The organism is Gordonia sp. 135 (assembly GCF_009720185.1).
GTDB classification, from domain to species: domain Bacteria; phylum Actinomycetota; class Actinomycetes; order Mycobacteriales; family Mycobacteriaceae; genus Gordonia; species Gordonia alkanivorans.
This window is the reverse complement of record NZ_CP046257.1, coordinates 3,303,539-3,325,310: the sequence shown is the minus strand read 5'-3', so window position 1 is coordinate 3,325,310 and position 21,772 is coordinate 3,303,539. Positions and strand designations below refer to the sequence as shown.

20 protein-coding genes and 1 tRNA gene are annotated in these 21,772 nt (G+C 66.9%); 11 read left to right on the top strand and 10 right to left on the bottom strand.

Annotated elements, in window-relative coordinates; translation table 11 throughout:
• Window positions 1–48: 48 nt before the first annotated feature.
• The 3 genes from GKZ92_RS15025 to GKZ92_RS15015 are packed head-to-tail and all read left to right on the top strand — an operon-like array spanning window position 49 to window position 2,174.
• Window positions 49–801 carry an isocitrate lyase/PEP mutase family protein gene (locus tag GKZ92_RS15025; RefSeq protein ID WP_127962791.1) on the top strand — a complete coding sequence of 251 codons (753 nt, stop codon included), beginning with the start codon at window positions 49–51 and terminating at the stop codon, window positions 799–801.
• A 56-nt stretch (window positions 802–857) separates the two neighbouring features.
• Window positions 858–1,301 carry a pyridoxamine 5'-phosphate oxidase family protein gene (locus tag GKZ92_RS15020; RefSeq protein ID WP_006356773.1) on the top strand — a complete coding sequence of 148 codons (444 nt, stop codon included), beginning with the start codon at window positions 858–860 and terminating at the stop codon, window positions 1,299–1,301.
• Between the two features lie 42 nt (window positions 1,302–1,343).
• Window positions 1,344–2,174, top strand: coding sequence for a hypothetical protein (locus GKZ92_RS15015; protein WP_006356774.1), 831 nt, complete (start codon window positions 1,344–1,346; stop codon window positions 2,172–2,174).
• Here the strand turns inward: GKZ92_RS15015 and GKZ92_RS15010 are convergent.
• The gene (locus tag GKZ92_RS15010) at window positions 2,113–3,387 is read right to left on the bottom strand and encodes a TetR/AcrR family transcriptional regulator (protein WP_006356775.1); all 1,275 of its coding nucleotides are present in this window, start codon (window positions 3,385–3,387) and stop codon (window positions 2,113–2,115) included. The two genes, GKZ92_RS15015 and GKZ92_RS15010, sit on opposite strands and share 62 nt — an antisense overlap.
• Window positions 3,388–3,586: 199 nt before the next feature.
• On the opposite strand from GKZ92_RS15010, the gene GKZ92_RS15005 reads away from it, so the two are divergent.
• The 5 genes from GKZ92_RS15005 to GKZ92_RS14985 all read left to right on the top strand — a co-directional run bounded on the left by GKZ92_RS15005 (window position 3,587) and on the right by GKZ92_RS14985 (window position 8,901).
• A complete protein-coding gene (locus tag GKZ92_RS15005) occupies window positions 3,587–4,387 on the top strand; it encodes an enoyl-CoA hydratase/isomerase family protein (protein ID WP_155225393.1) in 801 nt (266 codons plus the stop codon).
• An 87-nt stretch (window positions 4,388–4,474) separates the two neighbouring features.
• Window positions 4,475–6,079, top strand: coding sequence for a fatty-acid--CoA ligase FadD5 (gene fadD5 / locus GKZ92_RS15000; RefSeq protein WP_035752746.1), 1,605 nt, complete (start codon window positions 4,475–4,477; stop codon window positions 6,077–6,079).
• Between the two features lie 178 nt (window positions 6,080–6,257).
• Window positions 6,258–7,388 (top strand): NDMA-dependent alcohol dehydrogenase, encoded by a 1,131-nt coding sequence (locus tag GKZ92_RS14995; RefSeq protein WP_006356778.1) that lies wholly within the window; start codon window positions 6,258–6,260, stop codon window positions 7,386–7,388.
• Between the two features lie 48 nt (window positions 7,389–7,436).
• Window positions 7,437–8,255 carry a serine hydrolase domain-containing protein gene (locus tag GKZ92_RS14990; protein WP_006356779.1) on the top strand — a complete coding sequence of 273 codons (819 nt, stop codon included), beginning with the start codon at window positions 7,437–7,439 and terminating at the stop codon, window positions 8,253–8,255.
• Between the two features lie 127 nt (window positions 8,256–8,382).
• Window positions 8,383–8,901, top strand: a complete 519-nt coding sequence (locus GKZ92_RS14985) for a DUF3145 domain-containing protein (protein WP_006356780.1) — start codon at window positions 8,383–8,385, stop codon at window positions 8,899–8,901.
• Window positions 8,902–9,234: 333 nt separating this feature from the next.
• Here the strand turns inward: GKZ92_RS14985 and GKZ92_RS14980 are convergent, their stop codons facing one another.
• From GKZ92_RS14980 to aceE, 6 genes are all read right to left on the bottom strand, one after another.
• The gene (locus GKZ92_RS14980; RefSeq protein ID WP_006356781.1) at window positions 9,235–10,686 is read right to left on the bottom strand and encodes an acyl-CoA carboxylase subunit beta; all 1,452 of its coding nucleotides are present in this window, start codon (window positions 10,684–10,686) and stop codon (window positions 9,235–9,237) included.
• Window positions 10,687–10,756: 70 nt separating this feature from the next.
• Window positions 10,757–12,025, bottom strand: a complete 1,269-nt coding sequence (locus GKZ92_RS14975) for a KasA/KasB family beta-ketoacyl-ACP synthase (RefSeq protein ID WP_006356782.1) — start codon at window positions 12,023–12,025, stop codon at window positions 10,757–10,759.
• A complete protein-coding gene (gene acpM, locus GKZ92_RS14970) occupies window positions 12,025–12,327 on the bottom strand; it encodes a meromycolate extension acyl carrier protein AcpM (protein ID WP_005200177.1) in 303 nt (100 codons plus the stop codon). The genes GKZ92_RS14975 and acpM overlap by 1 nt, the downstream gene beginning before the upstream one ends.
• Window positions 12,328–12,451: 124 nt before the next feature.
• Window positions 12,452–13,360 (bottom strand): ACP S-malonyltransferase, encoded by a 909-nt coding sequence (locus GKZ92_RS14965; RefSeq protein ID WP_006356783.1) that lies wholly within the window; start codon window positions 13,358–13,360, stop codon window positions 12,452–12,454.
• A 195-nt stretch (window positions 13,361–13,555) separates the two neighbouring features.
• A complete protein-coding gene (locus GKZ92_RS14960) occupies window positions 13,556–14,830 on the bottom strand; it encodes a PucR family transcriptional regulator (protein WP_006356784.1) in 1,275 nt (424 codons plus the stop codon).
• Window positions 14,831–14,904: 74 nt separating this feature from the next.
• The gene (gene aceE / locus GKZ92_RS14955) at window positions 14,905–17,799 is read right to left on the bottom strand and encodes a pyruvate dehydrogenase (acetyl-transferring), homodimeric type (protein ID WP_139319590.1); all 2,895 of its coding nucleotides are present in this window, start codon (window positions 17,797–17,799) and stop codon (window positions 14,905–14,907) included.
• A gap of 141 nt (window positions 17,800–17,940) precedes the next feature.
• Between aceE and GKZ92_RS14950 the strand changes: the two genes are divergently transcribed.
• From GKZ92_RS14950 to GKZ92_RS14940, 3 genes are all read left to right on the top strand, one after another.
• Window positions 17,941–18,561, top strand: coding sequence for a hypothetical protein (locus tag GKZ92_RS14950; protein ID WP_040003887.1), 621 nt, complete (start codon window positions 17,941–17,943; stop codon window positions 18,559–18,561).
• Between the two features lie 173 nt (window positions 18,562–18,734).
• The gene (locus GKZ92_RS14945) at window positions 18,735–19,163 is read left to right on the top strand and encodes a DUF3052 domain-containing protein (protein ID WP_005200172.1); all 429 of its coding nucleotides are present in this window, start codon (window positions 18,735–18,737) and stop codon (window positions 19,161–19,163) included.
• Window positions 19,160–19,642: a peroxiredoxin gene (locus GKZ92_RS14940; protein WP_006356787.1), complete on the top strand. Its 483-nt coding sequence runs from the start codon at window positions 19,160–19,162 to the stop codon at window positions 19,640–19,642. The genes GKZ92_RS14945 and GKZ92_RS14940 overlap by 4 nt, the downstream gene beginning before the upstream one ends.
• Before the next feature lie 46 nt (window positions 19,643–19,688).
• Here GKZ92_RS14940 and GKZ92_RS14935 read toward each other — a convergent pair.
• The 3 genes from GKZ92_RS14935 to GKZ92_RS14925 form a co-directional block, all read right to left on the bottom strand.
• Window positions 19,689–19,763: transfer RNA gene (locus GKZ92_RS14935), tRNA-Val, on the bottom strand.
• A gap of 150 nt (window positions 19,764–19,913) precedes the next feature.
• Window positions 19,914–20,621, bottom strand: coding sequence for a CPBP family intramembrane glutamic endopeptidase (locus GKZ92_RS14930; RefSeq protein ID WP_042377151.1), 708 nt, complete (start codon window positions 20,619–20,621; stop codon window positions 19,914–19,916).
• A 40-nt stretch (window positions 20,622–20,661) separates the two neighbouring features.
• Window positions 20,662–21,738 carry an NAD(P)H-binding protein gene (locus tag GKZ92_RS14925; protein ID WP_075864044.1) on the bottom strand — a complete coding sequence of 359 codons (1,077 nt, stop codon included), beginning with the start codon at window positions 21,736–21,738 and terminating at the stop codon, window positions 20,662–20,664.
• Window positions 21,739–21,772 lie beyond the last annotated feature (34 nt).

Sequence of the window (21,772 nt, the reverse complement as noted above, 5' to 3'; positions counted from 1 at the left end):
TCGCCAACCCCCGGAATGTGCGCGTCGACCGGCGTAGTTGTAGGGGTCATGACGGAACTCGCCGACAAGGCCAAGGCACTGCTCGAACTCCACCGGCCCGGAGACCCGGTGATCCTGCCGACGGTATGGGACGCATGGTCGGCGAATCTGGCGGTGTCCGCGGGATTCACCGCACTCACCGTCGGTAGTCACCCGGTGTCGGACTCGATCGGCAAACCCGACAACGAGGGCATCACCTTCGGGGAACTCACGACGCGGATCAAACAGATCACCGCAGCGGTCGACGTCCCGATCTCCGTCGACATCGAATCCGGCTACGGCGAAGATCCCAAGACGCTGATCGACGGCCTCATCGACGCCGGTGCTGTCGGCCTCAACATCGAGGACACCGTCCACAGTGAGGGCGGGCGACTCCGCGAGGCGCAGGAGCACGCCGACTTCGTGGGCGCCCTGCGTGCGGCGTCGGACGCCACCGATGTCCACGTCGTCGTCAACGCCCGCACCGATCTGTTTCTCAAGCAGGTCGGCGACGAATCCGACCGCGTCGACCGCGCCATCGCGCGGATGAAGCTCTGCGCGGAGGCCGGTGCCGACGTGCTCTATCCCGTCGGTTTCCACGACGACGCCACCCAGAAGCGGCTCGCCGACGAACTTCCGCTGCCGGTCAACGCCATCGGGCACCCGACCAAGAACAACAAGGCGGCACTCGCCGCGCTCGGCGTCGGACGCGTGAGCTTCGGTCCGCTGTTCCAGATGGTGCTCGCCGAACGCGCCGCCGAGGTTCTCGCTCCCTGGAAGTAGGCACGACCGGCGCGAATCGGGCACGAACTGTCGGAGGCCCGGTTTACCGTCGGAATATGGCACTCACCAAGAGCGAACGAGAAGCGTTTCTGGCAGAACCACACGTCGCGGCCCTGTCCGTGGAAGCCGAACCCGAGAGGGCTCCGCTGACGGTGCCGATCTGGTACCACTACGAACCCGGCGGACGACCATGGCTGCTCACCGGCACCGAGTCGCGGAAGCTGAACCTCATCCGGGCGGCGGGGCGGTTCACCCTCATGGTCGACGAGGTGTCGCCGCGCCTCATGTACGTCTCGGTGTCCGGGAATGCCATCGACATGGTCGCCGGAACCCGGGACGACCTGCGCGAGATGGCATCTCGTTACCTTCCGCCGCAGGCCGTCGAACCGTACATCGAGATGGCCGAGAAGGAACACGGTCCGCAGACCAAGGTGTACCTCGACCCTCAGCAGTGGGTGTCGCTGGACCTCGGCAGCCTCGGCGATCTGCCGGCGGTATGACGCCGGACACAGCGCCCACAGCGGCATCGCTACATTGAACCCATGCCGAAGCCCCGTCAGACCTCCGACGCCCCCGACGCCACCACGGTGACGCCCGACGTCGAAGACGGCGTGACCCCGCTCGACGGCGACCACTTCCTGCAGGCCAACCGCACGAACCGGGAGAAGTACCGAGCCGAGGCGGAGGCCAAGGCGGCGAAAGCGGCCCGCAGGGCGGCCCGTCGCGGGGAGGCGGTCGATGCCGACGCCGCGCTCGAGGGCACGATCGACTCCGACGAGACGATCGCGAAGGACCGCTCACCACGCAAGCTCGACCCGGCCGCGGCGTCGGGCAAGAGCGACCGCTGGACCGGTTGGGCGACGAGTCTCGGCAAGAAGACCTGGGCGGTCGTCGCGCTGGTGGCGGTCGCCGTCATCCTCGCGGCGTCGACCGCGGTGTTGGCTGTCGCCTACGTCGATGCCGACCGTCGGGCAGACACTGCGGCCGGGGCGATCGACTCGACGATCCTCGACACCGCACGCAAGTACGCCGCCGAGATCACCACCTACAACTCGGCCGACTACTCCGACCTCGACCGCAGAATCCGCGAGATCTCCACTCCCGCGTTCACCCAGACCTACATCGAGTCCTCGCAGGACGCCCGAAAGGGCTCCACCGAGGCAGCGGCCGTGTCGACCGCGAAGGCCGACAACGCCGGAATCATGTCGCTCGACGACGAGAAAGCCGTCGTGCTCGTGACACTCGACCAGGCCGTCAAGTCGCCGCAGACCGCACAGGAGTTCCCCGACGGGTTCCCGTACCAGACACGCGTCAAGGTGACCCTGGTGCAGCAGGACGGTCGCTGGCTGATGGACGACTTCGCGGTGCTGTAGGGGTTGCGTTCCCGCCCAACAGGATCCGCGCCGACAGCGCCTCGATGCGTTCGGGGGAGGGTTGTGGCCGCAGCCGCGACAGGTCGGTGACGACGTTGAGTGCCGCGTGCACCAGGAATCGCGCGTGGGTGATCGGTAGGTTCGCTCGCTCGCGACTCATCCAGGTCGCCCATTCATCGACGGTGATGCGCTGCTGATGGCGCAGCGCATCCCGGGCCTCGGGGGTGGCGTGTCCGATCTCGGTCTCGTAGACGCTGATCAGATCGGTTGAGCTGCAGGTCAGTCGAACGTATCGGCGCATCATGCCGACGAGTGCCTCGTGCGGCGTCGACGCATCGGCGAGGGCCTCGGCGATGGCGGCCGTGACGCGGTCGGTCGCCCGCCAGAACGCGGCCTCGAGGATCGCGACCTTGCTCGGGAAGTGGCGGTACACGCCGGACGCCGGAAGGCCCGCGGCATGCGCAATGTCCTCGATGGTGACGTCGCGGAAGCCGCGGGCGGCGAACAGGTTGATCGCCTCGGTCAGGATGATCTCGCGCTTCGCCGCCGGTGCGAGGCCGTGAGCGGCGGGAGCCGGCGGTCCCACCGGATCGGGGAGGTCGACGTCGAGCAGGTCGAACGCGGCATCGGAGATGAGGGTGGTGACCTCGCGCGCCGGCAGCGAGGAGTGATGGGTCGTCGGGCTGGCCGCGACGCTGGTCATCGCGGCGACGGTCAGATTGGCGTCGGCATCGCGGAGGTCGGGACGCAGGCGCCGCGCCGCCGCGCGAACACGGCGGTGCTGGTGCACGACGACATCGCGGACGAGGTCCCGGTCGGCCGGTGCGAGGTACCGGGACTCCCACCGGTACAGGCCACCCGTGCGGCGGTTCTCGAAGGAGGCCGCGGTGATCGCCACGAGCAGCTCGCGCAGTTCGTCGTCGCCGCCGGGCTCCACCGCATCGAGCGCCGACCGGAGCGACCGTGCGAGGACAGCGGTGGTCTCGGCGAACAGCGCGTACTTGTTGGGGAAGTGCCGGTAGAGCGCGGGCGCGGAGATCCCGACCGCATCGGCGATGTCGTCGAGGCGAACCGCGTGGTAACCGCCGTCGCTGAACGCCTTCGCCGCAGCGTCGATGATGAGCCGCCTGCGGTCGGTCGGACGGCGTCGTCGAATGCCCGGCGCAACGGTCTGAGACGTGTCAGAGGTCGACGTCCCCGCGCGCACGGTCATGGCGACACACTCTATCCGGATACGATGTTCACACAGGATTTTCGGGGCAATCGTCCGAAAACCCCAGCAAGGGGTATTCAGCGACGCGTATAAGTTAACCAAGATTCTCGTGATCTGCGTCGCACTGTGGTAGTACTCTAGGCGATGGCACAGATCCGAGAATCTGTGTCTATCTGTCCGGTCACGAGTGGGGAGTGCAGTGAGCGACGAGACCAGCCAGGCAATCGTGACCTCGGTCGACGACCGAGGAGTCGCGCGGCTGACGATTTCCCGCCCGGAGAAGATGAACGCTCTCGACACCGAGGCGAACCACGGCATCAAGGCTGCGATGGAGGAGTGGTCGAAGCGCGACGACGTCCGCGTCATCGTTCTCGACGGGGCCGGCGGGAGCTTCAGCGCCGGAGCCGACGTGGTCTCCATCAACTCACAGTCGACAGCCAACGGTTCGTCGGGGCTCGACCCCGACCAGGCTCGCGGGATCATCTCCGTCGGTTCGGAACTCGCCCGCGCGGTCCGCTCATCCCAGGTTCCGGTCATCGCCTCCGCCGATGGACCAGCCGCTGGCATCGGTGCCTCGCTGGCCCTGGCCGCCGACCTCATCTACACGACGAAGCGGTCGTACTTCCTGCTCGCCTTCATCAACATCGGCCTGATGCCCGACGGCGGCGCGTCGATGCTCTTCACCTCTGCAGTGGGCCGGGTCCGCGCCAACGAACTCGCGCTCCTCGGTGAAAAGCTGCGCGCCCCTGAGGCTCTCGCGGCGGGACTGGTCGACGGCGTCTACGACGACCGGCCCGCGCTCGACGAAGTCGTCGACAAGGTAGCCGCGAAGCTCGCCGGCAAGAGTCGGTCCGCACTGCGGCTCACCAAGTCCGCGCTCGACGCCCACACCATGTCGGGCTTCGAGGCCGCGATCGAGCGAGAACTCGAGGGGCAGACCGAACTGCTGCAGTCGCCGGAGTTCCAAGCCGCCATCGCCGCCTTCGCCGGCAAGAAGTGAGCTCGGCACGACGCCGAAACCGCACTCCCGCAGACGCATTCACGACCCACCTTCGTCACGACGACAGACAACAAGGAGACCGATCGTATGACCGCGACCGTCGACACCGTCACCGACCTCGCCACCGAACCGTTGCGCTCACGCCGCAACCACTGGAACAACCAGATCAAGCGCCACGCCTTCATGAACCCCGAGGGCCCGGCCCTGAAGTTCCAGGGCGAGGTCACCACCTGGAAGGAACTCGACGAGCGGACCCGTGCCTTCGCCGCCGCCCTGACCCGTCGTGGCGTCCAGTTCGGTGACCGCATCCTCGTGGTCCTGCTGAACCGCAGCGAATACGTCGAAACGGTGTTGGGCGCCAACCTGATCGGCGCCATCCCGGTGCCGGTGAACATCCGCATGAGCCCGGCCGAGATCGCGTTCCTCGTGAACGACAGCGGTGCCAAGGTGATCGTCACCGAGACGATGCTCGCCCCGCTCGCCGACGCCGTCGCCGCGTCGACCAACGCGATCGACCACATCGTCGTCGTCGGCGGATCGGACAACGACAGCCACCTCGACTTCGAGGCGCTGGTCGCCGAGGACTCCTCGGACCTGCCCGAGATCGACGTCCCCGAAGAGACCGTCGCGCTGATCATGTACACCTCGGGTACCACCGGAAAGCCCAAGGGCGCCATGCTCACCCACACCAACATGCAGGCGCAGGCGGTGACCTGTCTGCAGGCACTGCAGACGCGATCCGACGACATCGGATCGTGCGTCGCGCCGATGTTCCACATCGCGGGACTCGGCGCGATGGCGCCGCTGTTCTACATGGGTGCGCTGTCGGTCATCCATCCGCTCGGTGCCTTCGACCCGAACGACATGCTCGACACCATCGAGAAGGAGGGCACCACCTCGATTTTCCTCGTGCCCGCCCAGTGGCAAGCCGTCTGTGCCGCCCAGCAGGCCAAGCCGCGAGACCTGAAGCTGCGCGTCACCAGCTGGGGCGCCGCCCCTGCCTCGGACACCGTGCTGCGGGCGATGAACGAGACCTTCCCTGACGCGCTCAACGTCGCCGTCTTCGGTCAGACCGAGATGTCGCCGATCACCTGCGTGCTCGAGGGAAAGGATGCGATGAACAAGATCGGTTCCATCGGCAAGGTCGTGCCCGCGGTGACCGCGCGCATCATCGACCCCGAGGGCAACGACGTCAAGCAGGGCGAGGTCGGCGAGATCGTCTACCACGGGCCCAACATGATGAAGGGCTACTGGCAGAACGAGCAGGGCACCGCCGACGCGTTCGCCTGCGGCTGGTTCCACTCGGGCGACCTCGTGCGCGAGGACGAGGACGGCTTCCTCTACGTCGTCGACCGCGCCAAGGACATGATCATCTCGGGCGGCGAGAACATCTACTGCGCCGAGGTCGAGAACGTCCTGTTCGGTCACCCGAGCATCAGCGAGGCCGCCATCATCGGCCGCGCGCACGAGAAGTGGGGCGAGGTGCCGGTGGCGGTCGTCGTCCTGGCCGAAGGCGTCACCGACCTGGCCCTGGCCGACCTCGAGCCCTACCTGAACGAGAACCTGGCCCGCTTCAAGCACCCGAAGGGCCTGGTCATCGTCGACGAGCTGCCGCGCAACGCCGGTGGCAAGGTCGTCAAGCCGACCCTGCGGGCGAGCTACGGCTCCAAGGACGCCGGTCTGGCCGACTGACCGTGTCGAGGTGTCCCGGCGCCGGATTCGGTGATCGGGCGGGTGCCGGTGGCGATGGAACACGGACTAGGACACGTTTCAATTTTGTGATTGAGTGACTACAGTCACAAGCGACGGCAACGTCGCTCGACGGACTTCCCGGGGCGAGTTTGTTGCCGGGTTCGAACGGAGGAGACCAGTGAAGACAAAGGGCGCGCTGCTGCGCGAGCACAACAAGCCGTGGGCGATCGAGGATATCGAGATCGGCGATCCCAAGGCCCACGAGATCAAGATCAAGATGGAAGCGGCGGGCATGTGCCACTCCGACCATCACCTGATGACCGGCGGCATCCCGATGGCCGGGTTCCCGATCCTGGGTGGCCACGAGGGTGCGGGCGTCGTCGCCGAGGTAGGCGAGGGTGTCACCGACTTCGAGGTCGGCGACCACGTTGTGCTGTCGTTCATCCCGTCGTGCGGCAAGTGTCCGTCGTGTCAGTCGGGCATGGCCAACCTGTGCGACTTCGGCGCCATGCTGCTGCAGGGCGAAGCGGTGTCGGACAACACGTTCCGAATCCAGACGGCAGCCGGCGAGAACGTCTACCCGATGACCCTGCTGGGCACCTTCGCGCCCTACATGGTGGTCCACGAGGCGTCGGCAGTGAAGATCGACAAGGACATCCCGTTCGAGGTCGCCGCACTGTGTGGCTGCGGTATCCCCACCGGCTACGGCTCGTCGACCCGCAGCGGTGACGTCCGTCCCGGCGAGGACGTGGCGATCGTCGGTGTCGGCGGCGTCGGTACGGCAGCCCTCCAGGGCGCCGTTATCTCGGGTGCCCGCAACGTGTTCGCCATCGACCCGGTCGAGTGGAAGCGTGAGCAGGCGCTGAAGTTCGGTGCCACCGCGGCATTCGCGTCGGTCGAAGAGGCTGCGATGGCGATCGCGGAGACCACCCACGGCGGCATGTGCCAGAAGGTGATCGTCACCGTCGGCGAGGTCCACGGCAAGGACGTCGATCTGTGGATGGGCATCACCGCCAAAGGTGGCACCTGTGTGCTGACTGGCATGGGCAACATGCTCGAAAGCGACGTGACGCTGAACCTCGCGATGCTGACGCTGCTGCAGAAGAACCTGCAGGGCTCCATCTTCGGTGGCGCCAACCCGAAGCTCGACATCCCGCAGCTGCTGTCGATGTACAAGATCGGCAAGCTCAACATCGCCGACATGATCACCCGCCAGTACCGTCTGGACCAGATCAACGAGGGCTACCAGGACATGCTGGACGGCCGCAACATCCGCGGCGTCATCCGCTACACCGAAGAGGATTGGTGAGCCCTGTGCCCACCGGCCGGTACGCGGGCACGGGTAACGTGACCCGATGTGTCGGTCCTTGAATCTCTGACGGAATGGCCTGTCGACAATGTGTCGGCGGCGATCATCACCCGCGACGGGGTCGCCGAGGAATTCGGCGACCCCGTTCGCGTCTACGAACTCGCCTCGGTCACCAAACTCCTGGTCGCCGAGGCGATTCTGGTGGCCGTCGAAGAGGGAGCGGTCGAACTCGACGATCCGGCCGGTCCTCCCGGGGCGACCATCCGGCACCTCCTGGCACACGCGTCGGGACTCGCCTTCGACTCACGGGACCTCGAGGCCGGGGTGGGGGAGAAGCGCATCTATTCGAGCGCAGGCTTCGAGATCCTGGCCGAGACGGTGGAGCAGGCCGCGGGCATCGGCTTCGCGGAGTACCTGGCCGACGCCGTCTGCGCACCGCTTGGCATGAAGTCCACCGAACTGTACGGGCCCGCCGGGCACGGGGCGCGGTCCACCACCACCGATCTCGCGCATTTCGCGCAGGAACTCCTCGCGCCTCGACTGCTGGCACCGGAGACCCTCGCCGACGCGACATCGGTCCAGTTCCCAGGACTCGACGGCTTTGTTCCCGGCTACGGCAGGCACCGCCCGAACGACTGGGGCCTCGGGTTCGAGATCCGATCGGCGAAGTCCCCGCACTGGACCGGGACGGGCAACTCGCCCCGGACCTTCGGGCACTTCGGTCAGGCCGGCACCTACCTCTGGGTCGACCCCGAGTTGCAGGCGGCATGCGTCGTCCTCACCGACCGGGCCTTCGGGCCGTGGGCGAAACCGTTGTGGAGCGAGTTCAACGACCGGGTCGTCAGTGAACTTTCGTCACAGAAATGAACCTTTCTCGCACGAGAAACTAGCGCAACACGCGCATCATGGGGCACAATGAATCCCACGAGTGTGATATCCGAAGTCGCGAGGTGTGTTGGGGAAGACGTTCCTCGTCGACAACGGAGGTGAAAAGGTGCGCAATCTGAACCAGTTTGCGGACATGACAACAGGAGTGGTCTACATCCACTCGGCGCCGGTGGCGCTGTGCCCACACGTGGAGTGGGCTCTGTCGTCGACCCTGAACGCGCGCGCGAACCTTAAATGGTCGGCCCAGGACGCCGAACCGGGTATGCAGCGTGCAACAGTCGACTGGGCAGGGCCGGTCGGGACAGCGGCACGTCTGGTGACCGCTCTGCGCGAATGGTCGGCGCTGCGGTTCGAGGTCACCGAGAACCCGAGCGAGGGTGTCGACGGCGAGCGCTACAGCTACGTGCCGGGTCTGGGGCTCTGGCGCGGATCGACCAGTGCCAACGGCGATGTCATCATCGGCGAGAACCAGCTGCGCTCGATGATCGAATCGCAGCCCGACAGTGCCGGTCTCGCCGGCGAACTCGAAGCCGCTCTCGGTTCGGCCTGGGACGACGCGCTCGAGCAGTACCGCATGGGCGGTGCCGGGGCCGAGGTCACCTGGTTGCAGCAGCGGGTCGGCTGACCCTTCGAGACGCGCCCTCCGCAAGCTCCGGGCGCTCCTCAGGGAGCGAGGGAGACGCTCCGCAAGCTCCGGGCGCTCCTCAGGGAGCGAGGGAGACGCTCCGCAAGCTCCGGGCGCTCCTCAGGGAGCGAGGCGGCGTCCTCGGTTGTGAGGAACGACACGCCCGGCAGGCACGAGACGAGGTTTCGTCGGCGCAAGAAGTGGGAAACTTCCTGACGCTGCGGAGAATACAGACTTCCCAGGGAGCGCGGTGATTCGTCCCGCGAGCTCAGGGACACACGAGAAACGCCACCGGTGAGAACCGGTGGCGTTCTTCGTGTGTCCGTCCGCTGATCAGAGCGGGATGTTCTTGTGACGTCCGCGTCGAGCGGGGGCGGCCGCGAGTGCCTCGGCGATGATGCTGCGTGTGCGGGCCGGGTCGATGATCTCGTCGACGACGCCGATCGACTGTGCGCGTCCCACACCGCCGGCGATGGCCTCGTGTTCGGCGGCCAGTCGGTCGTGGAGGGCTTCACGCTCGTCGTCGGGTGCGGCGGCGAGGGCCTTCTTGTGCAGGATGCCGACGGCGGCCTTGGCTCCCATGACGGCGACTTCGGAACCGGGCCAGGCGAATACGGCCGTGGCACCGAGCGCCCGCGAGTTCATGGCGATGTAGGCGCCGCCGTAGATCTTTCGCGTCACGAGGGTGACGCGGGGGACCGAGCACTCGGCGAAGGCGTGGAGGAGTTTGGCGCCGCGTCGGACGACGCCGTTCCATTCCTGTCCGACGCCCGGCAGGTAGCCGGGGACGTCGGTGAGGACGATGAGCGGGATGCCGAAGGCATCGCAGAGGCGGACGAACCGGGAGGCCTTCTCGGCGCTCTCCGAATTCAGGCAGCCGCCCATGCGCAGCGGGTTGTTGGCGATCACGCCAACGCTGCGGCCGGACAACCGGCCGAACCCGATCACGATGTTCGGCGCCCACTTCGCCTGCAGCTCTTCGAAACTGGAGATCTCGGTCTCGCCGTCGGCGGCGAGTGCCGTGTCCAGCAGCTTCTCGACGACCGGGTGGACGTCGTAAGCGCGGCGGGCGGATTCGGGCAGCAGGGCCTTCAGGTCGGTGTCACCGGCCGCGGCCAGTTCACGGTTGAAGTGGCCCTGCTGACTGAATGTCGAGACGAGACGTCGCGCGCGCCACAGGGCGTCGGACTCGGAGTCGGCCACGATGTGGCAGACGCCGGACTTCTTGCCGTGAGTGGTGGGGCCGCCGAGCGACTCCATGTCGACGTCCTCGCCGGTGACGCTGCGGACCACATCCGGCCCGGTGACGAAGACGCGACCGGCCGGGGCCATGATCACGATGTCGGTGAGGGCGGGTCCGTAGGCCGCGCCGCCGGCCGCGAAGCCGACGACCACGGAGATCTGCGGGATGTATCCGGAGGCCCGGACCATCGCCTCGAAGACCTGACCCACGGCGTGCAACGCCTCGACACCCTCGGCGAGGCGGGCGCCACCCGAGTGCCAGATGCCGATGACCGGCGCCTGCTCGGAGATGGCGGTGTCGATGGCGTTGACGATGTGAGCACACCCGACGACACCCATGGCACCACCCATGACGGTGCCATCGGTGCAGTAGGAGACCGTGCGAACGCCGTTGACCAGGCCGACCGCGGCCTGGACCCCGGACTTGTCGCGAGGATGCAGCAACGACATGGTGCCTTCGTCGAAGAAGTTCGTCAGCCGCAACAGCGGGTCGCGGGGATCGGCGGCTTCTTCGCGGCCGGCCATGGGAGCCAAGGTCGTCATCGCAGTCTCCTCCAAGGGTGTCGGGCGTGGTTCGTCTCAGGCACTACCGAGATCGGCGGGGAGCCGACGTTCAGTAGCGACCGAAGGCGAGCGCCACGTTGTGCCCACCGAAACCGAACGAGTTGTTGATCGCGTAGTCGATCTGTCCGTAACGGGGTTCACCGTGGACGACGTCGATGTCGCATTCCGGGTCCTGGTTCTCGAGGTTGAGGGTCGGCGGGATGACGCCTTCCTCGACACTCTTGATGGTCAGGACCGACTCGAGCGCACCCACCGCACCGATCGAGTGTCCCAGAGCGGACTTCGGCGCGTAGATCGCAGCATGCTGACCGATGGCAGCGGTGATACCGGCGGCCTCGGCGGTGTCGCCGATCGGGGTCGACGTCGCATGCGCGTTGATGTGGGTGATGTCGGACTTCTGGAGACCGGCGGTCTGCAGTGCCCGCGTCATCGCGCGGGCGTTGCCCTGACCACTGGGGTCCGGGGCAACCAGGTGGAAGCCGTCGGAGGTGATGCCGGAACCGAGCAGGCGTGCGTGGATGCGCGCACCGCGGGCCCGAGCGTGCTCCTCGCGTTCGAGGATGAGCATCGCGGCACCTTCGCCGAAGACGAAGCCGTCGCGGTCCTTGTCGAACGGACGAGAGGCGGCAGCGGGGTCCTCGTTGCGGGTGCTCATGGCACGCATCATCGAGAACGCGGCGATCGGCACCGCGTCGATCTGTCCCTCGACGCCACCGGTGACGACCATGTCGGCGTCACCCATGACGATGTGGCGCCATGCGTGTGCGATCGCCTCGGCACCCGACGAGCACGCCGAGACCGGGGTGATCACGCCCGCGCGGGCGCCGATGTTCAGGCCGACGACGGCGGCCGGGCCGTTGGGCATGGCCATCGAGACGGCCAGCGGGGACACCTTGCGGTAGTTGCCGGTGCCTTCCATGGCCTTGACGGCGTCGATCATCGCGTCGCCGCCACCCTGGCCGGTGCCGATGACCACGGCGAGACGGTCGGGATCGACCTCGGGCTCGCCGGCCTGCGTCCAGAGACGCTTGCTCAGCACGTGGGCGATGCGCTCGACGTAGGCCATCCGACGAGATTCGACTCGCGTGACCTCTTCGGACGGATCCTTCAGCAGCCGACCGCCGATGCGCACCGGCAGGTTGTACTTGGTGATGAAGTCGTCGGTCAGCTCGCGGATGCCCGACTCACCCGCCAGCAGGTTTTTCCACGTCGAGTCGAGATCCTCGCCGAGCGAGGTGGTCGCCACCATGGAGGTGACGACCACGCTCGGGAAGTTCCCACCCAGCGTCGAGTAGTCGCGGAGGGAGGGGGAGCTCATCAGTTCTGGTCTGCCTCGACCTGGGCTTTGATGGCAGCCGCAGCCTCGGGGTTCTCGCTCTCGAGCTTCTGGATGTACGAGACGGCGTCGCCGACGGTGCGCAGACCGGCGAGGTCCTCATCGGGGATCTTCACGCCGTACTTGTCCTCGGTCTGCACCGCGATCTCGACCATGGACAGCGAGTCGATGTCCAGATCGTCGACGAACGACTTCTCCATCGTCACCTCGGACGGCTCGATGCCGGTGACTTCCTCGATGATCTCGGCGATGCCGGCAATGAGTTGTTCCTGGGTGGCAGCCACTGTATGGTTCCCTTTCGTGTTCGGGTTGATGATTCCGGAGCGTCTGACGGACGTGTAGTCCGCGCGCTTGGACAGATCGGCGCCGGGCGCCGATCTTCCGGGGGTCGCGGACTAACCGCGACCGCTATCCAAGTTCTGCGATCTTCGCGATGTCGCGGGGCTCCTTGAGAGCCAGCGATGGGGTGCCTTTCAGCTCACGCTTGGCGATCCCCACGAGCGTGCCCGCCGGTGGCAGTTCCACGACGGCGGTGGCCGAGTTGTCCCGCAGGTACGCCGAGCAGAGATCCCAGCGGACCGGCCTGGTGACCTGGCCTACCAGTTTTGTCAGTGCGTCGACGCCATTCGTTACAGGCTGACCGTCCGAGTTGGACAGCAGCGTGCGATTCGGGTCGGCCGGGGTGATCTTCGCCGCCGCGGCGGCGACCGCGTCCTGCGCCGGGGCCATGAAGTGGGTGTGGAACGCGCCGGCGACCGCGAGCTTGCGGATGCGGGCTTTCTCCGGCGGCGAGGCGATGAGCTCGTCGATCTTCTCGACGGCGCCGGCCGCGACGATCTGACCGACCGCGTTGCGGTTGGCCGGGACGAGCTCGAGCTCCTCGAGGCGGGCGAGTACCGCGGCCTCGTCGCCACCGAGAACGGCGGCCATGGTGGTGGGCACCAGGGCACAGGCCTTGGCCATCTCGGCGCCGCGGATCGCGGCGAGGGTGACGGCCTCGTCGGCGGAGATGACGCCGGTGATGGCAGCGGCGGCGAGCTCACCGACCGAGTGGCCGGCGACGGCCGCGTCCGCGGGCAGTTCACCGTTCTTGCGGACCTCGTCGAAGGCGAGGAGGGCGGCGACGACGACCAGCGGCTGGGTCACCGCGGTGTCGGTGATCTCCTCCGCGGTGGCGGTGGTACCGAGTCTTTCCAAGTCCAGTTGAGTGAGCTTGGACCACGTGGCGATCTGATCACGGGTGCCGGGCAGGTCGAGCCACGGCGTGAGCATGCCGGGTGTCTGGGAACCCTGGCCGGGAGCAAGCAACGAAAGCACGTGACCAGAGAACACCCTTTGCCCGCCCCATGTGGGTGTGGAGAAGCATGAACCTTGATGCCGGGTTTTGTGGGGTTCCCACAAACTTGACCTCAGTGTCACCTGCTTCGTCATCAGGCTGAGATTCGTTACCGAAACGTGCTCTTAAGGCTCCTATCAGCATAAATTGTGAATCGGACATGTTGCCAGTGTGACTCATGGTGCAGGAGGGTCCGATTTGTGCCTTAAGTGTGTCAGACGACCGACAGTCGTCGCGATCCGTAGTACATACGCATCTCGTGGGTTTGTCGGATCGCGGCGTGTGATTTCCGCAATTTTTTTCAGTCTGTACCGGACCGTATTTGGATGTATGTACAGAACGCGCGCGCAGGATTCGACCGATCCGCCAGAGTCGAGGTAGGCCTCGAGCGTCGTGGTCAGTGTGGTGCCTCCCGTGGAGAGCGGACTGACCACCGATTCGACCAGGGCGGCGACCGCCGATTCGTCACCGTTGAGAGCTCGCTCGGGGAGCAGTTCGAGACTGTGGACCGGGCGGGGTGCACTCGGCCAGCCCACCACCGCTTCGATCGCCGCCATCGCCTCGGCGGCGCTGGCATGGGCGCTCCCCAGGTTCGGCATGGTCGGTCCGATGACCACCGGGCCGTCGGCGAAGTGGGAGAGAAGAGCCGAGACGAACTTCTCCGTGGGGCGTGCGGGACCGCTGACGATGGCGACGAGCACCGAACCCTGGACCACCGACAGTGCCGACCGGTCGAAGTGTCTTGCAGTGTTGTGGATGGCCAGCGGCACCGACACGTTCTGTTCGGGTGGCGGGGTCCCGACGATGACCGTCGCCGGGGCGTCGGAGTCCCAGTTCAGGGCTGCCGCGCGGGAGAGGAGCTGGGGGCCGGTGTCGCCGCGGACCACGGCGTCGACGACCAGGGCCTCGAGCCGGGAGTCCCACGCGCCGCGCGATTCCGCGGCTGATGCGTAGATCGCGGCGGCGGCGAAGCCGATCTCGCGCCCGTATCTCAGGACCGACTCGGTGAGTGCGCGGAGCTGGGCGTCGTTGCGAGCAAGCAGCGGCAGCCACTTCTCGAAGAACTCCATGGCCACGCGGACCATCTCGACGGTCTGTAGCAGCGTGATACGTCTGGCAAGGTCCTGCGGCACCACCTGGAACGCCTGGACCGTGAACTTGACGTTGCCCTCGGGGTCCTGGATCCACTCGACGAAGTTCACGACCGCCGTCTGCACGACGAGCTGGACACTCGCGCGCTGCGCGGCGTCGAGGTCGCCGAAGTACGGCAGTTGGTCCTGCATGGAGTGGACCGCCTCGGTGGCGAGGCGTCCGCTGTACTGCTTGACCCGCCGAAGAAGCGTGTCCGGCAGCGCGTCGTGCACGGTGGCAGGGGCCGGTACATGGGCACCCCGCTCACCGAACACGTCAGCCGGCGGTGTTGTGGGCTGATTCACTCGCGCGTCGGACACGTTCTCAATCTAGTCCCCGGAAACCGCCGCGCCGGGATCGCTGGTCTGTCCGGGTGCGGCGGTCCGGTGCCGAACTAGGCCACGCCGGGATCGCTGGTCTGCTCCGGAGCGGCCGCGACGTCGTCGATCTGGTACTTGTCCGCGGCCTGCTTGGCCACCGACATGGCGATGTGACCGTCGCGGGCGAGGGCGACCAGTACCGCGACCACGATCGACTCGGCGTCGACGTTGAAGAAGCGTCGTGCCGCCGGCCGGGTGTCGGAGAAACCGAATCCGTCGGTGCCCAGCGTCAGGTACGTGCCGGGCAGGTAGGCGCGGATCTGCTCCTGGACGCCGCGCATGTAGTCGCTGACGCCGACGAACGGGCCGGCCGCGTCGGCCATCAGCTCGGTCAGGTAGGCGGGTGCGGGCTCGCTGCCCGGATCGCGCAGCGCCTGCCGGTCGGCGCGGATACCGTCTCGGGCCAGTTCGCTCCACGACGTCACCGAGTACACGTCGGCGCCGACGTTCCACTCCTCGGCGAGCAGCTCGGAGGCACGCAGCGCGTCGGGCATGGTGATCCCGGAAACCAGGATGTTGGCCGGGTACTCCTTGTTCTCCGGGGCCTTCTGGAACAGGTAGCCGCCCTTGACGATGCCCTCGTGGTCGACGTGCTCGGGCTTCGCCGGCTGGCTGATCGGCTCGTTGTAGACGGTGATGTAGTAGAAGACGTTCTCCGGGTCCTCGCCGTACATGCGCTTGAGACCGTCGTCGACGATGTGGCCGAGTTCGTAGGCGAACGCCGGGTCGTAGGCGACGACGGCCGGGTTGGTCGCGGCGAGCAGCGGCGAGTGGCCGTCGGCATGCTGCAGACCTTCACCGGTGAGCGTCGTACGGCCGGCGGTCGCGCCGATGACGAAGCCGCGCGCCATCTGGTCGGCGGCCGCCCAGAAGCTGTCGCCGGTGCGCTGGAAGCCGAACATCGAATAGAAGATGTACAGCGGGATCATCGGCTCGTCGTGCGTCGCATACGACGTGCCGACGGCGGCGAAGCTGGCCGCCGAACCGGCCTCGTTGATGCCCTCGTGCAGGATCTGGCCCTCGGAGCTCTCCTTGTAGGCGAGCATCAGCTCGGCGTCGACCGAGGTGTAGAGCTGTCCGTTGCGGTTGTAGATCTTCAGGGTCGGGAACCACGAGTCCATACCGAAGGTGCGGGCCTCGTCGGGGATGATCGGCACGATGCGCTTGCCGATCTCCTTGTCGCGCAACAGATCCTTGAAAACGCGGACCAGTGCCATGGTGGTCGCGACCTGCTGCTTGCCCGAGCCCTTCTCGGTGGTCTTGAGCGCCGACGACGTGTCGGCCTCGAGGACCTTGGCCTTGGTGCGGCGGCTCGGCAGGAAGCCGCCGAGGGTCTTGCGGCGATCCAGCATGTACTGGAGTTCCGGCGAATCCTTGCCGGGGTGGTAGTACGGCGGCAGGTACGGATCCTTTTCGAGCTGCTCGTCGCTGATCGGGATGCGCGTGCTGTCGCGGAAGGCCTTGAGGTCGTCGAGCGTCAGCTTCTTCATCTGGTGGGTCGCGTTGCGTCCCTCGAAGTGCTTGCCGAGCGTGTAGCCCTTGATCGTGTGCGCCAGGATCACCGTCGGCTGGCCCTTGTGGGTCATGGCGGCGGCGTAGGCGGCGTGGATCTTGCGGTAATCGTGGCCGCCGCGCTTGAGGTTCCAGATCTCCGCGTCGGAGAGATCCTTGACGAGCTCCTTGGTCCGGGGGTCGCGATTGAAGAAGTGCTCGCGGACGAAGGCGCCGTCGTTGGCCTTGTAGGTCTGGAAATCGCCGTCGGGCGTGGTGTTCATCAGGTTGACCAGGGCACCGTCGCGGTCGGCGTGCAGCAGCGCATCCCACTCGCGGCCCCAGATGACCTTGATGACGTTCCAGCCGGCGCCGCGGAAGAACGACTCCAGCTCCTGGATGATCTTGCCGTTGCCGCGCACCGGGCCGTCGAGCCGCTGCAGGTTGCAGTTGACGACGAAGGTGAGGTTGTCGAGACCCTCGGTGGCCGCGAAACTCGCGAACCCGCGCGACTCCGGCTCGTCCATCTCACCGTCGCCGAGGAACGCCCAGACGTGCTGGTCGGAGGTGTCCTTGATGCCGCGGTCGTGCAGGTAGTGGTTGAAGCGCGCCTGGTAGATCGCGTTCATCGGGCCGAGGCCCATGGAGACGGTCGGGAACTCCCAGAAGTCGGGCATCAGCCGCGGGTGCGGATACGACGGCAGGCCGCCGCCCTCACCGGCGTGGCTGTGTTCCTGCCGGAAGCCGTCCATGCGGGCCTCGCCGATGCGGCCCTCGAGGTAGGCGCGGGCGTAGATGCCGGGCGAGGCGTGGCCCTGGATGAAGATGTGGTCGCCGCCGCCGGAGTGGTTCTTGCCGCGGAAGAAGTGGTTGAAGCCGACCTCGTAGAGCGACGCCGACGACGCGTATGTCGAGATGTGGCCGCCCACACCGACTCCCGGGCGCTGGGCGCGATGCACCATGATCGCGGCGTTCCAGCGGATCATCTGACGGAAACGGCGTTCGACCTCCTCGTCACCGGGGAACCAGGGTTCCGCCTCGGTGGGGATGGTGTTCACGTAGTCGGTGGAGGTGAGTGCGGGGATCGACACCCGCTTCTCGCCGGCACGTTCGAGGAGCCGCAGCATCAGGTAGCGCGCCCGCCCGGGGCCGGCGGCGTCGAGCAGTGCGTCGAACGAATCGAGCCACTCGGTGGTCTCGTCGGGGTCGATGTCGGGCAGATAGGACGCGACTCCCTCGCGGATGACGCGGACTCGTTGTCCGCTTCGTCCGGCAGCACGTCCGTTGGAGCCCGGGCCGGCGTGCTCGCTCGGAATCGTGTCCTGCGTCGCCTGGTCCATCTGGTCGGTCACGGTGATGCCTACTCCCTCTGACAGGCCGGACTCGGGGTGGTGGTCCGGCTGCATGGCGTATGACACCGCAGCTCTTTGTTGTGCGGTGTCACCCCTCATCGTGCCCCATGTGAGTTGGCTTGGCACTGGGTGGATCTGTGTAGGCTGTCGCGATCGCGGGGGTGCTGTAGCGTCCTTGCAGCGTTACTGATGAGTAGGGGGAAAGCGATGCTGGGCACAGGGGAGGCCAGGCCCGGCCGCAGCGGACATCGGGGTGTCCGGGCGAGCATGACGGTCGGCATGGCATTCGGGGGAATCATGTTGTCGGCGTGCGCGTCCACGGTCGGGGGCGAGGGTGTGGCGGCGCCCGGTGAGGTGGCCGTCTACCGGTCGGAGGTGTCGGCGTCGGCGGCCGCGCAGGTGCGGACCGAAGGCGTCGAACTCTGTCGGGAGTCGATGTCGTCGATGGTCGTGATGGTGCGCGGTTACAACACCTTCATCAAGCGGCTCAACACGACGCATTCGTATCCGGAGGTCGGGGATCTCGCCGACAAGGCGCGCGCGAGTCTGATCGCCGGTGCCGATCAGATCCGTCCGAAGATCACCGCGAGTGCGCCCGTCGACGTCGCGACACCGACGCGGACGTTCCTCGATTCGACGGCGCGTCTCGAGAACGCGATCCGCAAGGAACAGCGCACCGAACTGAACACGGTGTCGGGGCAGTGGACCCGCGACAAGGCGCGCCTGCTCGAGGTGTGCGGCGAGTACACGCCGGTGCCGGCGGCGTCGTCGGCGACGCCCCGTTCCTCGGTCACCACCACTCCGGTGCCGACGAGTCCCGGTCGCTGAGCGGTTCCGGTGGGGTGGTCGGTGAAAAAGAAACGCCCGAAATCGAGTGACGTAGTTCGGCTTGCAATGTGAGGCTCTAGGCTGTTGCCTATGCTGACAAGCGAGTTGGCGTACACAGATGCACACACCGGCGACGGAAAGAACGTCCCATCACCCTCAGGAGGTCACGCGCGGTGGTAGCCGCCACAGACGGTACGGGCAGCAACGCCCAAAAACTGGGCTTGAAGGCCGGCTTGGTCGTGCAGGAAGTCGGCTGGGACGAGGACACGGACGACGAGCTGCGAGCCGACATCGAGGACGCGATCGATGCCGAGATGGTCGATGAGGATGCCGACGACGTCGTCGACGTCGTCGTCCTCTGGTGGCGTGAAGGCGACGGAGACCTCGTCGACGCGCTGATGGACGCCATCGGACCCCTTGCCGAAGACGGATACGTGTGGGTGTTCTCGCCTAAGACCGGCAAGCCGGGATACGTGGATCCGAGCGAGATCGCCGAGGCGGCCCCCACCGCGGGCCTGACCCAGACGTCGGCGATCAGCCTGGGGGATTGGTCGGCAGCCCGACTCGTTCAGCCGAAGGCCCGCTCGGGCAAGAAAGCATGAGTGATGCTCTGCCCACCGCGCCGCTGAGCGTCGGTGACCAGGCACCTGATTTCGAACTCCGGGATCAGAACAATCAGCTCGTGTCCCTGCAGGCGTTGCGCGCCGAGCGCAACGTGCTCGTGGTCTTCTTCCCGCTCGCGTTCACCGGCACCTGCCAGGGCGAGCTCGGTTACATCCGCGACCAGCAGCCACGCTTCGAGAACGACGACGTGACCACCGTGACGATCTCGGTGGGTCCCTCCCCGACGCACAAGGTCTGGTCGGCGGCACAGGGGTTCCTGTTCCCGCTGCTGTCGGATTTCTGGCCGCACGGCGAGGTTGCCAAGGCGTATGGGGTGTTCAACTCCGATCGCGGGTACGCGAACCGCGGCACCTTCCTCGTCAACCGCGAGGGTGTCATCGTCTACGCCGACATGGTCGGGCCGGGCGAGGTGCGGGAGAACAACGTGTGGGACAAAGCCCTGGGCGCTGTTGGCTGATCCATAGCTCCAAGCCGCGCTGGGCGCGGGTTGGAGCTATGAATCGTGGTGCGCGCAAAGGGATTCGAACCCCTGACCGCTGGTGTGTAAGACCAGAGCTCTACCGCTGAGCTATACGCGCGCGGAGTGCCGAGAGTGTCACTCGCGAGAATGAATCTAGCCGGTCGGGACCGATCGCCCAAACCGCGGGGCCGCGACCGGCGAACCTCACTTCGACCTGCAGACTTCGATCGACGTCTGCAGGTCGAGATGAGGTTCGCCGGTCGGCGGCTCAGGCGAAGATCGGCGGAAGGGCAAGTACCATGATCGCGCCCCAGATGACGTGGGTGATCGCGGGCGCGAGGACCCCGGCGGTGCTGCGCCGCAGGATCGCGCAGACGGTACCCAGGACGGCGCCGGCGAAGCCGAGCATCACGTTGCCGCTGGCCATGGTGACGAGCACGTAGATGACCGTCGACACCAGGACCGGGTTGTGGGGGCGCGCCGCCGAGTAGACCGAGCCGCGGAAGAACAGCTCTTCCGCGAGGCCGTTGACCACGGTGATCAAGGTGACGATGGCGAGGCTGCCGTAGTCGGCGAAGGCGAGCACCTTGTTCGCCAGGTCGCTGACCCCGGGGATCATCCGGACGAGCAGGCCGCCGACGACGAAGGCCGCACCGACCGCGAGGCCGACGACGACGCCCAACCCCACCGCCCCGAGACGATCCGGCGGACGGGACGCCGTCGGGCTGTAGGCGCCGAGCCGCAGCTTGCCCGAGGTGAGCGCCCCGACGGTCCACACCGCCGCCAAGGCGACCGTCAGCGGATAGAACGCGGTGTCGCCCGGCTCCACGCGCAACGAGACGCCGAGCACGATGGCCCCGATGACGAGGAAGACACCGACGAGCCAGCGGCGTCGGACGTAGTGGGAACCGGGATCGGGATCACGATCCGCGGCTATGGAGTTGTAGAGGTCGCGCGCCAGTGCAGTCACCAGCAGTCGTCACCACCTAGGTCGGTCGTCAACGGACACGGGTCATTCACGGACGGGTCGGCAGAAGAGCTCCGGCGATCTTCGCCGACACCCGCAGCGTGCCACCGATCGTCCCACCGATGCTGCGTTTGACGCGCAGCCAGTCGCCGCCGGCCCACGCGGGGTCGGTGTCGGCGAGGTGGTGCAGGTCGTGCAGATCGCAGACGGACCGGGGATACGGCGATTCGACGGACGCGCGCACGGCGTCGCGCATCGGTGTCAGACCGCCCTCGGGCGGCGGCACCAGTTCGCGGATGCTGTGCTCCGATGCCGTCATCGAATGGTCCAGCGACGTCACCAGTTCCTCGGTGAGCGACGCCGGGACCGGCACGAACATGCCGCCGAGTCGTCCGGCGAGGCGGGTGCTGACCCCGAATACCGGGAGCCGCAACCGCGGGAAGCGGACCGCGGAGATGTACTCGTGCAGGATCGAGATGTAGCGGGCGTGGTCGGGTCCCGAGATGTCGTATTCACCTGGAGGGAGCGAGGATTCGCAGGCTGCGACCAGGTAGTGGATGGCGTCGCGGATCGAGATCGGGTCCATCTCGTTGGTGATCCAGGCAGGTTCGGGGATCACCGGTAAGCGGTCGGCCATGTAGCGGATGATCTCGAACGACGTCGAGCCGGCGCCGATGATGACCGCCGCACGAAGCCAGACCAGTTCCGGGCCGTCCTCGATGACGAGCCCCTCGGCGACGTCGGCGCGGCTCTGCAGGTGCGACGACAGCTTGGCGTCGCCCGGGACGAAGCCGCCGAGATAGATGATCCGGCCGACGCCGGCATCGCGTGCGGCCTCGGCGACGTTGCGTGCCGCGTCGCGATCACCGCTGGCGAAGTCCGCCTGTCCGATCGCGTGGACCAGGTAGTAGATCGCGTCGAGGTGCCCGGCGTCGGTCATCGCCTTCTTGACCGAGATCGGGTCGTCGGCGTCCATGGCCACCTTGGTGACGTCCGACGACCAACCGAATCGGTCCAGCTTGCGGGTGTCCCTGGACGTGACCACGACCTCGTGACCCTGCCTCAGCAATGCGCATACGAGCCGGGATCCCACGTACCCGGTCGCCCCCGTGATGAGTAACCTCATGCCTCCGACCGTAGAGAAGAATCCGCGATCCGGT